Origin of the sequence: Hydrogenophaga sp. H7 (assembly GCF_002025745.1) — a bacterium.
In the GTDB taxonomy this organism is placed as follows: Bacteria; Pseudomonadota; Gammaproteobacteria; order Burkholderiales; family Burkholderiaceae_C; genus Hydrogenophaga; species Hydrogenophaga pseudoflava.
Window position 1 is genome coordinate 34,147 of record NZ_MCIC01000016.1, and the last position, 15,816, is coordinate 49,962.

Genomic DNA, 15,816 nt, shown 5'->3' on the forward strand with positions numbered 1-15,816 from the left:
TCGTGCCTCCGGGCTGGGCAGGCGTTTACATGCTTCTTCGCCAGGACGTGCCGTTCTACGTGGGCCGGTCAGACAACTGCGTTCAGACTCGCCTTGCCGGCCACCCGTTGCTGCCCTTGGCGACCCACGTGGCATGGGAGACCTGTTCGAGCCCTCTCCAAGCCTACCGGCTTGAGTCAGCGTGGTTTCACACCCTTCGCCTGACGGCTGAACTTACCAACCAGATTCACCCAGCCCGGCCGGCTGGGGCACCCAACAGTTGCCCCTTCTGCAGCACAGGGGACTGCCAGGCCTGGGCGCATTTGATGCGTCCCACCCTGGAAATCAGTGCTGTGCCCACGGTGACCGTTGACCCTACGGCGACGGTCGCAAAAACCTAAGGAACCGAGATGAACGCTACCGCAACCACCATGACCGCCCCTACCGACATTGCCATGATTCAGACGGGGCAGGCCTTGCTGTCACTCCGAGACTCCGGACACAGCCTGCCCACCGCGCTGGGCGAGGTCATCGACAACAGCATTGAGGCCAACGCCAACAACATCTCGGTCTTGCTTGAGCAAAGCGAAGAGCGCGGCAAAAAGCGCGTCCACCGCATCGCCATCCGTGACGACGGTGATGGCATGCCTGCTGACATCCTGCACCGGTACCTGGTGTTGGGCTACTCATCCCGCTACATGCGCTCGGACACCATCGGGAAGTACGGCGTCGGTGCAAAGCTGGCGGCGCTCAACTTCGGCCGCCGAATCGATGTCTGGAGCCGCAATCAGCCTGGCGCCGATTGGCTCCACGTTCACTTCGACTTGGATGAAGCGCTTGCCGAAGAGAGCTCTGGAAAGTCTGTGATGTTGAAGGCTCCCTCCCCAGCGGAGCCCCCTGCTGACCTGAAGCTGGACTTCCCCAAGGAGACCGGCACCGTGGTGCTGTGGTCCAACGTGGACCGTCTAGAGGAAGGCCGTGCCGCACGCGACTTCAATGAACTCCGGCAGGAACTTGAGAAGGAACTGTCGCGCATCTTCCGGCACTTCTTGGATGGCGGCATCAAGATTTCCATCAACGATTCGCCGCTCATCGCGCACGACCCGTTGATGCTGCTGGAGCGCACCTGGGCCGACACAGTCCTGAACAAGGAGAAGGAACACAAGCGAGACGACCTCAAGAAGGGAGTCTTGAGGCACTTCGGTGCGACAACCATCGGTGATGACATTGTTAAGGTGGGGCAGCACACGGCGCGCTTGCGCGTAACGCTTTACCCCAAGGAGGTCTTGCGCCGCCGTGGCTTGGGCGGTGACACGCTGGCCAAGTCCCTGCGCGTTCCGGAAAACGAAGGCGCGTTGAGCTTTGTGCGCAAGAACCGCGAGGTTGCCTATTCCAACGTGCCACGCATCTTGCCAGGTGGCGTGAAAGACACTGACCGATTCATTGGAATCGAAGTGTCCTTCGACCCTGAACTTGATGACTACTTTGGCATCCGCAACGTGAAGCGCGGCGTTGAGCCCCACGGTGAACTGCGAGACAAGCTGCGCGAACTGCTGCAGAAACACATTCCCACGGCGCGAAAGCTCATCGATGAAACCTGGGGTGAGGCGGCGCGTGAGCAACACGAAGCGTCGGGTGAGCACGGTGCCATCCTCGACGCCATCAAGGAAGTGGACGCGGTCATGCCCAAGCCGCGTGTCGAGCCCCAGCAGGATGCACCCTCGGCAGAAGCCGCGCTGAAAGAGCTGGCAGAGGACGCTGGCTTTACCAAGGCCGAAGAGCAGCAGAAGTACATCGAGGACAAAAAGAAGCTTCCTTTCGTCATCGAGTCTGTAAGCTTCCCCGGCAACATCTTCGTGAGCACCACACACGTGGCCGACCAGGTCATCATCCGCCTCAACACGCGCCACCCGTTCTACCGCGAGATGTGGGAGCCACTGAAGGCCATCTCGCAGCGAGACCCCGGCACGGTGTCTGGAGAAGAAGCCGTGAAGGCTGCTCGGCGCAGCGTCGAGGCCATGTCACTGCTGTTGGTTGCCTACGGGAAGGCCGAGTCCATGCACCCGAACCCCGTGGAGCAATACGGTGACCTCACGCAGTACTGGGGCCAGTTCCTGGGAACCTTGCTGAACAAGGTCAAAAACGTACTCTGATGACTCGTCAGCGCCTGGCCCGTCGATGTTTGAAGGGCCAGGCTGCCTTGAAGCTCTCTCGAATTCTGAGCAAATCAGAAGTAGAGGTTGGGGAACCGTTTGACGCGGTACGCGACCGGGGCGATTAAGTCAGTGCCGCCTCTGAACTCTAGAACGCGAGAGACCTTGAGTCTCACAAATCTTCTTCGTCTACTGCACCCAGGCAAGCCTTTGCATCTGCCAAGTGTGTCTGGGTGAAATAGATAGTGGTCTCTCGACCCCCCAACGCAATCTCGACTTCACAAGATACTGCAGTGGCGACTGCCTCGCTCATCGAATTCTTCTGAGCGTTTGCATACTGGTAAGCGGCCGCATGGTTAGGGCAAAGCGCCAAGTATGTTGCCCGATACCTCTTCTCTGCGTCCTCCATCAGCTCGACTGCTTCAAAGTAGTACGCCCCGTTTGCCAATTTGAAAGGCAACTCATCCTTACAGACCTGGCAAATCATCTGACCTTTGCTATTGGTGTACTGGTCTCTCAAGTAGGCTTTTGCCTCAACTTTGGCTTCGTTGACTCCAGTTTGAATCGAGCGTTCGCGAACCGTAGAAGCCTTCTGGGGCGTCGCTTGCAGGTCAGCGACGATACGGTCGTGGCGAAGCTCTGGGTTCCTCAGGGGTCGCTCTGGGAGTTCGATTGGCTCACTCAGGCGTTGCTTTGCTTCGCTAAGAATCCGCTCTTGCTCACTTTTCGGCAGCGCTTTGAATTCAAGTGCCCTGGTCAGCTCGTCTTCAGAGTCAAATCCGAGCTCTTTCCGATGCTCAGCGCGAACCGCTGTTTCGGCACTTCGCTGCTTCTCTTCCTTGCCAAACTCGACTGCCTCCATCCACTTGTAACCCGCATCCACTGTCAACCCTTTGGGAAGCTTTCGCGCGACAGCAAACCTAGGCTGCACAAAAGTTCCATCAGTCTGCGGTACCCAGGGTATCTCGCGCAGTGAGTAAACAAGTTGAGATAGCGACCTTCTCGGTCCACCTCGGTCGGTCAGCTGATACACGGCCTCCAGTACGTTTGGTCGAACAGATTCGCTCCGACACAACGCCTTCCAAACAAGCTGCACCGCAGGAATGGCCTTCGACTTCAGCAGGCGCTCTGCCTCTGGGGCGAGCGCAAAGTCTTGATTCACCACATTCCCCGCCCGTTCACCTGGAGCCTTCGACAGGACGGACCACCAGTTAGGATTGTTGCCACAATTGGCCAATACGGTGAGTCTGTCGAACACGTGTTGACAACCAAGAGCCACTGCGAACTTGACGATTCTTTCCACTGATATCCCGCAGGTGGAGTACCAGGCATCGAGGGGCCAGCGCTTGAGCTTTGGGTCAGTGGTCAACTCATACAGAAGGTGCAGTCCAGTGCGTGTAAATGGCTCATCCAAGAACACATTTCTCGCGGTGGCCCACTTTGTTGACAGCGAAGCAACCTTGAAGACCCTCGCGCCGGCAAACATCTCTTTCGAGTGTGGGTGGCCGTCGAAGAAGTCCAGCATCCTCGTGAGGTCAGCGAGATACTCTGTATCGGTAGGCGGGGTGCCGCTCTCCTTGTAGCGAGTACTCAACAGCAAGGACATGTCATCCGCTTCGTTCGGCTCGCGAACGCCAATCTGCTCAAGAAATGTTCGCGCATCTTGTTGCAGCGACTTCTTCCCCCACTGCTTAAACACGCGCTCGTCAACACGAGGGCGGGGGTCTGACTCGCTCCATGTCCCAGTCTGGAAGTAGGCTAACGAACCTGTGCCCCACTTCCCTGAGGCCAGGGGAACGAAATAGACCTCTCCCAAGTTGCCGAAGTCGTCCGTCTCCTCACAGTACTTGAGCAGATGAGCATAGAGCGTTTGCAACCACTCGAAAGGCTTGTTGGCAATCCAATCGAGGACGTCTTGGTTGAGCTCGCATAGGTCCCACGAATGGGTCGACTTTCTTGCTTTCGTCTCAAGAAAATCGATGAGGTCGGCGGTCTCCCATGCGCGAATACCAAGACTCGTCAAGAATCGGTCTTGGTTGGTGTTCTTCTGCGTTGCGCCAATGGCCCAATCCGGGCAGTCTTGGCGCGAGGTGACGAACGCTAGGTCTTCGGAAGAAAGAAGCGCCTTGAACGCGGCCTTGGCTTGGAGCAACCTGGTTGCTGGAGCGTGTCCGCCGCGATGTTTTGGCACCAACGCCGACGACTTCATTTCTTCCAGGATGGTGGTTCTGATGACCTTGTATCGCTCTGGTAGAGAGTCTTCATCGTTGGGGAGCACTGCCAGGAACTCTCCGTTCAACAGTCCGAGCTTCTTGACCGCATGCAAGGACTTCGCACTGAGCGCAGCAAGCTGCCCAAAGAGTGGCAAATTTTCCGGTGAATTCTTAATGCTTGCTCGGCTCAATTCGGGGACAAAAGGGCCATGGATATGGAAGCGAAGACCAGAAGTCTCTTTGTCTGCGGGGAAGAAGACTGAGACCTTACCGGGCAAAGCTGGGACAACCTTCAGCTGCTCCCTGATGGCCTTACTTTTGTTGAATGACTTCCAATCACCTGTGAACGTCAACTCAAATGCTATAGCCACCTGCTGCCGCTCGACTCCGTCAACTGGCGCAGCGAAAGCCTTGTCCAGTTGGACTGGCGCACTGAAGCGTAGCCAATGGGAGCTGAGAACCTCCTTGCCGTCAAGCTGCTTAAGAATTTCAACATGGTTCTCGGTGTGCTCCTCCCTGAGCAATGCCCCCTCCTCCGTTCCGACCTTCCATTTGATGTAGCCCAAATTTCTAAGAAAGAGGAGCGTGTTCTCTGAGAGCTGCTCAAGGCCAGCTTTCACCTCCGCAAAAGCCTCCTTGACGTTCTTTTTTGGGTTGTTGAAAGGGAACTCGAAGCGAGTACGTTCACCAAGTGAGGGTTTGGGGGGAACCTCTACAGGAAGTACCAAACGCTCGATGCGAAAGCTATGCAGCTTGGAGTAGATGACTGGGGTGTCGGTGTATACAAACACTGACTTGAAGCCCACGCCGAACTTGCCAATCTTGTCATGGCTGTCTCTCTTGCTGCTGTTAAAGATTCCTGTGATGCCACGAATGTCTTGCTCGTTGAAATGACGCACCCCGTTGTGCTCGAACGAGCATCCGTGGGCACTCAGCTCGAACACAACTTCGGTGGCTCCAGCGTCCTCTGCGTTCTGCAAAAGCTCGAAGATGAAATGCGCTTCGTCTGGATAGAAGTCTTCGAAAATTCGGAGGTTGATGTCCCCCCCATTGGCCTCAATGCCATCAAGCAGGAGCTGTCGTTGCTGAGCAATGTCCTTGATAAGGCTCATGAGGCCCTCTTAACTTCAAGCACGCCGAACACGGCAGGCGCAGCCTTGATATCGCCACTCTCAGCAGCAAGGCGCAAATCAGCAACACGAACGCCATAGTCGACAGTTGCACGCTCCAGTTCTGCGGTCCTCATAACCCGAATCTTGTCGTTTGTGGCACGTCGAATTTGGTCTTCGAGCAGGGTCCTTCTTGCACCGAAGCTCGCGGTCAGACTTTGAATTCGAACACCGACGAGTTGCCTGTTGTCTTCCGAATGCTGAGTGGACTGAGTCAACCACTGTTGGTGATGAACTGCGTCCAACTCATCCAACACGTGCTGTGCAGGCCCCTCGAGGTCTTGTGCATCGGATGAAAACGGCAAGAGTTCCAGAAGCGCAGAAGCCACTTGCACATCGGAAACGACGGGGACGAGCTCTTCGTCCCGGCGTACGCCTTGTCGCGTCCAGCGATACAGCGCAAACGGATGAATCCCCTCAGAGAGGGAGGCGTGAAATACACGCAACTTCACGACCACGGCCTCAGGCTCATGAAGGTAGGCGGCGGCCTGCCTAAGCAATGGATGTCCAAGCGCCAGTAGAACTGCAGCCGGGTTGTCGACAGCGGCTTCCTGCTCAAACGTAACCTGGAGCGTTGGAACGGTGCCCTTGAGCCACCTTTCCCAAGCCCGGCTCATTGGGTCTGTCGAGCGAAGCAGCTTGCGGTAGTCCTCCAGCAGGGAGGCGCGACCTTCAACACCAACGCGAAGCGTCTTCAAAGCCTTGTCTCCAAGCAGGTACTCTTGCTCCTTGCCAAGCCTTCGCGTGAGGTATGAGGTAACCGCAACTCCAAGTGCTGATGGCTCCAGCCAAAAGTTGCGTGACTGCGCCAATCTCTGTTCCCAGCTTGCGGCAGCAATGTTGAGTCCGAACAGCTCACCCTGACGCTGTTCCAACTGCTCCTCCTCCTCAATCTGGCGAATCTTGTTGTCGGCTAGTTGTTGTAGGCGCCGTGACCGCTCATCCTCACTCAGACTGAAGGTCTCCGCGATGCTGTGTAGCTCGCGAGTGATGTCACCGAGAATCTCTTCGTTGCCCCCAATCGCATGCTGGAACACACCGATGCGTGAGAGGCACCGGTTGTAGATTTCTCCGTCGATGGTCCCAGGAGTCACAAAGTTGAAAATACCAACAGCCTCACTGGTCTGTCCGTAGCGGTCGATACGGCCGATACGCTGCTCGATGCGCATCGGGTTCCAGGGTAAATCAAAGTTGACAAGGCAGTCGCAGAACTGAAAGTCCAAGCCTTCGCAACCAACCTCGGAGGACAGCAGGATGTCCAATGCAGATTCGTCTTCCTTCTGTAGAGAGAAGCGCCGACGCAGCTCCGCTCGCTCCTCGTCAGGAATGCCGCCATGAACCAGGCCAAACCGAACCCCTGCGTTGTTCAGCTTTCCAACCAAGTACCGCAGAGTGTGGCGGAATGTGCTGAAGACCAATACCTTGTTACGCGACATACCAAGCTTGTCGCACACAACATGCATGAAGGCATCGGCCTTTGGGTCGCGCGGGTCTAGGCGCTTCGCCCGTTGAATGAGTGACTCAATATCGCCTCGGATTTGCTGGACAAAGGCTTGGTCTCGCTCCTCGGCATCTGCGCCGTCATCTTCTGATTCAATTTGCGCAAGCTTCCCCTCAAGGATGTCCTCGAGTGTGGGAGCAAGACCGTACAAGCTACTTGCGGCCTGACGACTCACTGTGGTCATCATGAATTTGACGTTCTGATTCCCATGTAGCCGCGTCAGGATGCGCGCGATGACTGACAGCAAGTCATCGTGCAACTCCTTCTGGCTCGGCGTGAAGCCTGTAGTGACCGTCTCAGCCTTACGCGTGGTGAACTCGCCAATGTCACGTCGGCGCGTTCGATTGATGAGCGAGCTGAACGTGTACAGCCCCTCCAAAGCGGAGATGGTTTTTATTCGTGATGCCCCGTCGTCCGGACCTTCCGAGAGACCATCGTAGATGTGTTGGAAGCCTGGGTTTACTGAAAGTACCTCACGACCCCAAGTAGTTCCTGCGACGAGTCGGAGCTGCTCGCGAACATCTTTTGCCCAGCCTGCGCCACCCCGTCTACAGGCCTGAATCCCGGTATTGATGAACTGATTCGGCTCGGCCATCTGCCCAAAGCTGGCCGGGTCGATGATGACGTCTGGCCGAAGAACGTTAAGCAGTGTGAACAGGTCGTCTCGCCCCAGTTGGACAGGTGTCGCAGAAAGAAAGACGACAGCCTCGGCGTTGTCGGCAAAGTAGCGCACCCCTTGATGGAGAAAGGTCTCGGTGTTACGGATGTGATGCGCCTCGTCGACGATGACCAAGTCGAACTTTGGAGGAGGGTCTAGCTCAAGAAGGCCTATGTCACGCGACTTACCCTTGCCCGACTTACCGAACAACAGGTCGTTGTCGAAAAGCGAGGTGGGGAGGATGACCTTTTCGTACTGTACGGGCCATTCACCGCTCAGATGCGTTTCCTTGAGGCAGTGTCTAAGCAAGGCCCCATCAAGTGGAACGAAGGTCTCGTCGAACCGTCTCATCTCAAGTTCCCACTTGCGCTCCGCAACCAGCGCCTTTGGGCAGATGATGAGAACCGATTTGATGTCGCTACGGGCCTGTAGCTCTTTAATGATGAGGCCAGCTTCAATAGTCTTGCCGACACCAACTTCGTCTGCGACCAAAAGACGTGGCCGGTCTGCTCTTATGAGCTTCAAAACCGGCCGATACTGATATGGAACGAACCGAACTCGACCCGAGTTCAAAGAGTAGATAGAAGAGGCGGTCGGGGAAGACAGCTGAATGGCACTCAAAAGTGCGGAGAGTTCTACAGTCGTCAATACCTTGCGCGCCTCTTGTTGTTCGTCCAGCGGCTTCAGCTGACTCTCGTAGTACACCTGTTTTGTCCCGCCCTCAAATACTCGATACCGCTTCTCACCGCCCATACCGGGTAGCACCTCAAGGACAGGAAAGACGGCAGCGCAGTTTGATTTGAGGCACACCAGTTGTCCGATTGAGAACTTGTGCGATGAAGCTGACACATGTGCAGGCTGAGGTGCGCTCGAGGTAGGGCCAGTGATTGGTTCGGCCGCCGAAGCAAGTCTGGCAATCTGTGCCTGTTTAAACCTAGCAACCTCGTCGACCACCGATGTCTTTGAATCCAGAACTGCAATCAAACGCTCAAGCGTGTCTGCATCTCTGTAAACGTCGGTAGGGCTCAGGCCACTTACGGGTGCATGAGCCCATCTGTTGCGGACGTTTTGAAGTTCTTTGACCCAGGTTCTCGCCTCGCGAGGTAGTGGTTCGATACCCGCAAGCTCGTTCCAGTTTTGGTCCAGAACGCGAAGCAACCCGGCAAGGTCTAGTTGCGATAGTCGTGTAAGACGCTTCTCTTCCACCAATCGTTGCTGTTGAAACGTCAGCCGACCCACTACTTGGTCTGTCCACCAGCTTGGGCTAAGCGCTGGAAGTCTTGCCTCAAGCCAACCGGCAACAACATCCCCTGACTTGGCAAGCAACTCAGTCATCAACATTGGGGACCATCCACTCTTTGTCGTTTTGAAGAATTGAACCGGAGCATACGATTAGCCCAATCGGCCCGTGTCACGAGCAGTTCCGGTCAGTGTTGAAGCGCACTGATGAACATGGTCCAAAGATGCTCAGCAGCTCCCTCGTCGGTGAGCCGAGCGTCACCAACCCGATTGAACATGCCCATGGTTGCCCTAAAGAAGAGCATGTGCTTGTCCGCCTCGATAGTTAGCAATTCGTTATAGCTGTTCTCCTGCGCGTTCTCCGACCCTGAATACGCGATAGTGTCAGCCCCTAAGCCGCTGCCCAAGCGGATGTAGCACCCTGCCTGTCGCTTGCCATCCCGAAACACGATTGCTGTGAATCCACGCTGTGATGTCACAGTCAACCGGCCCGAGACCCCCGGGTTACGGGTCTGCAACTCAACAAGCGATTGTTCGAAGTAGTTCTGGACGTACTGGAAGCACTGCACGACGAAGTCGTGCCGCTGCTCATCAGTGAAGGTCCTGGGAAGCGTGAGGTTGCTGGACCTTGGCATCCGTGGTGAATGCCCGGAGTCCGCAGCGTCCCTTCGAGGTGACTGATGGGTCGGAGTGGGTTTGAAACCCATTGGGGACTCCGCCCGCTTCTCTGTTGAGAGCATCTTCCGAAGGTGCTGCACAACATCCACGAACGCGTCGTCCAGAGAAGTCCATTTCGCTATGGCCTTTCCGTCGGTTGGTAGCGCCTTCAGTCTGCCAAAGGGCGCGCTCATCCAATCGCAGGGCCGGACAATGATGGGAATCACGGTCGCCTCGCCATCCTCCTGCCGCTTCATGGCTTGCTGCATTTCAACGCCGAAACAATAGTCGGAATGCATGAAGTCGGCACTGACCAGCAGCAATACTATGTCCGCCGCCTGCAGGGCGCCAGCAATTGCAGGGTCAAAGGCCTCCCCCGGTCGTATGCAGTGGTCGCTCCATACGTCTATGAGCTGCTGTCGCTTGAGCAGGGCCAGGTGTTTGTCCAGCTCAGCTCTGAAGGACTCATCCTTGTGGCTGTACGAGATGAAGGCGCGCATTGAAATTCATCCTCCGCAAAATTGGCGTTTTGTTTATTCTCACGCATCAGCCAGGGGAGAAACATGGATACGAAACAGCGGTTGTACGAAGAGCTTGATGACTTCCCTGTACTTCGCAGAAAGCTACAAAACTTCTGCGTCGACCACTCTCTTGAAGTGAGGCCTGCGCTGGTCTGGCAATGCACTCCCGTTGGGTCGTGTGAAGTGCTTCTGAGCAGCAAGGAGTTGAGCGCGGCACTGCAAGCAGGCGCGGGCGAGGAGAAGGACCAAGACAGCTGGTGGTATGGGTTCCGAACAGGTCAACGACCAGTGCCAGTGTTTGACGGTCTTGCGGCACACAAGGCTAGTGAGGACCTCGGGTGGATGACGGAAGTCCACTCCGATGGAGGCGTGATTGCCGGGCTATGGACCTTCCCCTCGATACCCTCGCAGGAAGGTGCTTCGCACTTCGTCGTTTCAGACTTTCACGAGGAGGCCTTCGCGGATTTCGCGTCGCTTGCGACCCGACTATTTTCTACCGCTCCGATTGCATATCCAGCACTGGTCACGTGCACCATGCTCAACGCCCCAATGCTGCGATTTCATCGAGACCGGTTTCGCCACCCTCTCGTAGGCCCGAGGCGAAACACCTTGCAGTGGAGAGTTCGAAAAGCAGATTCTGGCGAACAGGTGGACGCCGTCCTGAAGCTGATGTCTGCCGAGCTCTTGCGCGCATATGGCCTGCTTTCGCATTCATGACCTCATGAAACACATCACAAAAGACCAGCTAGAACATGCACTGGCGAGGAGCATCGACCTTCACCAAGCAGTTCACGATTTAGTCGATGACTTCGAGCCATACCCAGAGATGCGCTTTGAGCTCGCGTTCCAGTCAGGCCTCTTGTCGATGGAACACGCCACGGCAGCCATGCTGTTGATGCAGAGCGGCATGTCAGCCCCGGCCATCACATTGCTTCGACCCCAATTTGAAAGCCTTGTGCGCGGCATGTGGCTGAAGTTCGCGGCTACTGAATCACAGGTCGAAAAGCTTTCTTTGCCGCTGACGGTGGAGACCGCGCGCCGCGGAGACGACCTGCCCATGCTGGCCGACATGCTGAAGCGGCTGGAGGCTGTGCCAGAAGCCCCGAAACACATCATTGCCCAACTCCAGGCCTACAAGGACATCGCATGGAAGGCCTTGAACAGCTTCACCCATGGCGGCATGCATCCGTTGTCCAAGTTCGTTACTGGCTACCCCCCGAAGCTGGTCTACGACTCCTTGTGCAACTCGAACGGCATCCTGATGATGGCCACACAGATGCTGTGCATCTTGACCGGCGTTCCTGAAAACCAGGCCCACTGGCGAAAACTTATCGATGAGTTTTCGGATTGCTTTCATCCCATCAATTGGCCTTAAAGAAGCATTCAATCAACGTCTGATATTTGTAAATTCTGGATGCATCTAAAATCCAGCCGATTTCTAAAATTAGACACGCCAATCGAATAGCAAAATCACATAAGAAGAATTGTGTTTGCAGTTCGAATAGCTTGCAATAACTTCCGCCTCCCCATGGTCACTTTGTTGGTAGGAGGTGGAGATGAAGGTAAACGGCCGTCGACAAGACCACTGGTCGTCTGCGCTCAAAGTCGGTGACTTTTCTGAGAGCAAGTGCTCACACTTTTGCTTTCAGGCACCCGCCATCCCCTTGCTGAAGTGCAAGTGGCATCCACAATGCGCAGCCTTGTTTCGTTTCCAAAAGCCATCATTGACCCGGATGGTGCGGGGTCATTTCGCCTTAGAAAATCAGATTCCTGATGGCTGCCGCCCACGCCGATTGGCGGGCTATCTAAAGCGCTCTAAACAACCCTTCAATTGGGCACGTCGCTAGACATGCACAGGAATTTTTCTGTGCATCTTCTGGAGAACCATGTCTATGAATCGTTGTTACGCAAATCGGCTTGCGTTGAAGGCCACCTCTTGGGGTGAATCGCTGCGAGGGCTCGCATCATGAAAGCGCCCACGTATGGAAAGCGCGGGGGCCTAAAGGCATTCGACCGCGGCTCCCGAAAAGTCTCCCGTGCGTTCGGACGGTCAACCGTGCTCACCTACGGGTCGAAGGCCAACGGTGGCGTTGCACTTGAGAGCGACAGCGAGCGCCTGGTCACTCACATACTCAACATTGACCCCGACGTGGTGTCATACCGCGCGCAACCGTTTGCTGTCGAACTCACCACCAGCTCCATCGCCCACAGCGAAGAAGAGAAAGAGACCTTGCGCACGCGCGCAAAAAGGCATGGCGGCAAAGCCGTTTTCTACACCCCGGATTTCGGCATCGTTTGGGCCTCGGGAGTTCAAGCCGCCGTTGAAGTCAAGCTCGACCGGTTCCTTGGGAATGCTGAGTACCAGCGAAAACTCAGGCTCTCGGGGAGCATCCTGTTTGGACAGGGCTTCGAGTTCCTGCAGTTGGTCACTCCCAGCGATTGGCGCCACCCATTGCGCACGAACCTGCCGTTGCTGCACCAAGCAAACATGCGCCAGGACATCTGGCCAACACCCGCCATTGCAGACCGAATCCTGGAGCTCCATGAAGCCGGAGCCGAGACTATGGGGGCATTTCTCAGCGGATTGGATTTGGACGCGCGCATGTCCCCTCTGCTGCTCGTGTCTGGTCTCCTCAGAGCGGACGTGGTCGAACAAGCCCTTTGCTACGCAACACCTGCGGGCCCAGCCTTTGGTGACCTGAGCCATCTCCAACTCGTCCGGAGGCTCGCCCAATGAAAACGCTGGACCTTGGAGACGAGCTCTTTGACCCAAAAGCCAAATGCGTGGCCATGGAGGTCACAAGCTCAAAACAGACGCTGGGTCGTGTCCGTGTACTGGAAGTCAATGCCGAGGCAGAGCGATGGATTCCCTACGAGGAAATTCGAGCCCAGATTGAAAAGGGTGAACTGGAAGTCCGCCGCAAGGGCAACCCCACTTTGGCGGTTTTCTTCGACCGCAAAGACCCGACCACCTGCAAGCGCAAGGTACCACGTCAGAGCCTGCCAGGGTCGACAGAAGACTCCTACCTTTCCTCTGTTGCGCGCGCCACCCGCATCGTTCGCGCATTGAATGAATACTGCAAGCGACACAAAGTCAGCGCATATGCTGCGTACGCCGAAGTGCGAAAGCAGTTCGAGACCGAGTGCACAGACTGGCAGTTCCCCTCCTTGGCTACGGTCTATCGCCTGCTTGAGCGGGACAAATGCCATGCGCCGCTGGTCATGCCGAACCACCTGAAAGGGAATCGGACCGAGCGCCATTCGCAAGAGCTTGTTGAACTCATCTGCGCGCTGGCCGAAGCGACCTTTCTGAAAGAGGGTTCTCAATGGACTCTCAATGCGCTGACAGACAAGAGCCGGAGGACCGCCATTGCGAATGGACTGCTCGGTGCGACAGCTCCTCTCAGCAAGAAGTTCGTCCGCAAAATCATCGAGACCCGGCTCCACGCCATGCCAGAGGTCGCTCGCTATCTGAGCAAAGACCGGGCTGCCAAGGCGTCGGTGGCCAGTCACCGAATCCGCATCGAGGGCATTCTTCAGCGAGTCGAACAAGATGCAGTGCACCTGCCTTTCGTCGTCAAGACCCCGGATGGTCCTTGCTCAGACGTCTGGCTGGTTCATGCCATCGACTGTGCCACCAGCAACGTTGTCGGGTGGCATCTGAAAGTTGGGGCACCCAATGAGTCCGACGGACTTCGTTGCATCGAATCCATCATGTTCTCCAAGCGGACCTCCTTCGCGTACTTCGGGATTGAGGACTCTCACGACTTGTATGGCGTCCCTGCATTGCTGGTACTTGATAACGGGGCGGAGGCACGGGGCGAACGGTACAGGCGACTGGCGCAGCTCGCGGTCGACATCGAGTACTGCAAGGCACGTAACCCGCAGAAGAAGCCGTTTATAGAGCGGCTCAATCGCTCTCTGAAAGAGGCTCTGCAGCTCCTCCCTGGATGCACACGCATGGACGGTAAGGACGGAAAACGGGACCCTGTGGCACTGGGCGACGACTTGATGGACCTTAAGGAGCTCGAGCGCTGGGTTGTCCACTGGTATTTCGACAAATGGGCGGACACCGTTTTGGACCGGTTTGTGGACGAAGAAGTGTTTGAAAACCGCGACCTGGGCGTCACGCCACGCCAGCGTTATGAAAACATCGTTGAACGCCTGGGCTACCCCCTGCCACTCCCCCCGAACCGCGACGACTGGATTCGCATCAAGTACCACGCCGTCTCGCGCAAGCTCAACCTGTCCACGGGCATCACGCATCTGAACTACCAGTTCAAAGGCGACAACCTTCAACGCCTCATCGAACGATTTGGGACAAAGCGAGTTGACGTGCTGTACGACCCAGAGGATTTTCGCCGTGTGTACGTTGTTGATGGTGGGGAGCTTGTCGAACTCACCAATCAGTCAGCAGGCGAATGCACGCCCGCATATTCGTTCGAGTACGCGAACGAGAACAAAGCTGCTATCAAAGAACAGAACCTGGAGTCGGCAAGGAGTGCCGCGTTCACCGAGGACGTTTACAAAAGGTCAATGCAGAAGGGAACGACCGCGGGCTGCCCTAAAAAGGCACCTGGTCGCACCGCCAAAAAGGAGGTAGTCGACAAAGCCAGGCAAAGGGAGGCCATAGAGCGAGCAGCAGGGCATCCGCTCCCACCGTCTAAACCTAAAACGACAGCTTCAAGTGACCTTGTTCCTATCCGTTTGGATGACGTGGACGAATTGTTGCCACGCGACCGAAAGACAGGAGCATTGCTATGAGCCAGGCCACCGCCCTTCGAAAGGCGATTCAGGAAAGGGAGCTGCCGCACGCGTTCTTCGAAGAGCACTTGGAGGCACTGCAACTGCGAGTCTGTGATGCCTTGGAAGGGTACCCGCCATCCATTGACACGGTCATTGGGCCATCTCGCGTGGGCAAGTCCGTGCTGATTCATTCCCTGGCGCGCCAATTTCCTGAAACGGTGCGAGACGGTGTTCGCCACGTCCCCGTGCTCGTGGTCCCAGTCCCAACCCCCGCAACGCCCAAGCAGTTGCCCCGCAGCGTGCTCAAGGCACTGGGCGCACCCCTCCCCACATCCGTGGCAGGTACAGCGCTGATGTTCGAGCGCATGGCAAGGCAATTGAGGCTGGCGGACACCCGCGTCATTCTGTTTGACGAGGCCAGTCACATCGTGGACGTTGGCACCAGACTGCCGCCCCGCGCGGCGGGCGACTGGTTCAAACAACTGATGGACCAGCTCAACATCAGCGTGGTGCTTTTCGGTGTTCCTCGACTGGAGCGGCTGCTGGAGAGCAACGAGCAACTACGGTACCGCGCTGGCGCGGTCATGCGCTTCAACCCATATTCCTGGGCCGCCACCGCGGAGCAACGACAGTTCGCAGCATGCATCCGCACCTACGTGAAGATTTTTGAGCAATCGGGAAGCCACTTCACGTTTGAGTTCGAGGCCCTGGTGCGCAACACCTACCTGTTGTCTGGCGGACTGATAGGCGTTGTGGCCAAGTTCATGTCCCGCCTGGCCTATGACCTGAAGAGCCGGGAAGACCGGAACATCTCATTTGAGGATTGCGCAGTTTCGGCAGCACGCATTGAGGCTGCTGGCGACATCAACCACCCTGCCTTTCAAGAAAAGGACGTCGCGTCCGTCAAATTGCTTGCGGCACACACCTTTGTGCTCAACGAAGCTGGCGTGCGCTACAGAAGAACCCACTGATTTAACGAA

General features: G+C 56.4%; 9 protein-coding genes. 6 read left to right on the forward strand and 3 right to left on the reverse strand.

The window, feature by feature from the left end; genetic code table 11:
- Window positions 1-389: 389 nt before the first annotated feature.
- Window positions 390-2,132 carry an ATP-binding protein gene (locus tag BC358_RS13750; protein WP_079366259.1) on the forward strand — a complete coding sequence of 581 codons (1,743 nt, stop codon included), beginning with the start codon at window positions 390-392 and terminating at the stop codon, window positions 2,130-2,132.
- Window positions 2,133-2,304: 172 nt separating this feature from the next.
- Here BC358_RS13750 and BC358_RS13755 read toward each other — a convergent pair whose 3' ends face one another.
- The 3 genes from BC358_RS13755 to BC358_RS13765 form a co-directional block, all read right to left on the reverse strand.
- Window positions 2,305-5,457 carry a sacsin N-terminal ATP-binding-like domain-containing protein gene (locus tag BC358_RS13755; RefSeq protein ID WP_079366260.1) on the reverse strand — a complete coding sequence of 1,051 codons (3,153 nt, stop codon included), beginning with the start codon at window positions 5,455-5,457 and terminating at the stop codon, window positions 2,305-2,307.
- Entirely contained in the window at window positions 5,454-9,008 is a 3,555-nt protein-coding gene (locus tag BC358_RS13760) for a DEAD/DEAH box helicase (RefSeq protein WP_079366548.1), read from the reverse strand. The genes BC358_RS13755 and BC358_RS13760 overlap by 4 nt, the downstream gene beginning before the upstream one ends.
- A 92-nt stretch (window positions 9,009-9,100) precedes the next feature.
- Window positions 9,101-10,069 (reverse strand): toll/interleukin-1 receptor domain-containing protein, encoded by a 969-nt coding sequence (locus BC358_RS13765; protein WP_079366261.1) that lies wholly within the window; start codon window positions 10,067-10,069, stop codon window positions 9,101-9,103.
- Window positions 10,070-10,132: 63 nt separating this feature from the next.
- Here BC358_RS13765 and BC358_RS21890 point away from each other — a divergent pair, with 63 nt between their 5' ends.
- From BC358_RS21890 to BC358_RS13785, 5 genes are all read left to right on the forward strand, one after another.
- Window positions 10,133-10,807 (forward strand): hypothetical protein, encoded by a 675-nt coding sequence (locus BC358_RS21890; RefSeq protein WP_143434304.1) that lies wholly within the window; start codon window positions 10,133-10,135, stop codon window positions 10,805-10,807.
- A 4-nt stretch (window positions 10,808-10,811) separates the two neighbouring features.
- Entirely contained in the window at window positions 10,812-11,465 is a 654-nt protein-coding gene (locus BC358_RS13770; RefSeq protein WP_256861516.1) for a hypothetical protein, read from the forward strand.
- Window positions 11,466-12,056: 591 nt separating this feature from the next.
- Complete coding sequence (locus BC358_RS13775) at window positions 12,057-12,827, forward strand: TnsA endonuclease N-terminal domain-containing protein (RefSeq protein ID WP_143434305.1); 771 nt, start codon at window positions 12,057-12,059, stop codon at window positions 12,825-12,827.
- Window positions 12,824-14,854, forward strand: a complete 2,031-nt coding sequence (locus BC358_RS13780; RefSeq protein ID WP_079366263.1) for a Mu transposase C-terminal domain-containing protein — start codon at window positions 12,824-12,826, stop codon at window positions 14,852-14,854. The genes BC358_RS13775 and BC358_RS13780 overlap by 4 nt, the downstream gene beginning before the upstream one ends.
- Window positions 14,851-15,807 (forward strand): TniB family NTP-binding protein, encoded by a 957-nt coding sequence (locus BC358_RS13785; RefSeq protein ID WP_079366264.1) that lies wholly within the window; start codon window positions 14,851-14,853, stop codon window positions 15,805-15,807. Before BC358_RS13780 ends, BC358_RS13785 begins: the two co-directional genes overlap by 4 nt.
- Window positions 15,808-15,816: the final 9 nt, after the last annotated feature.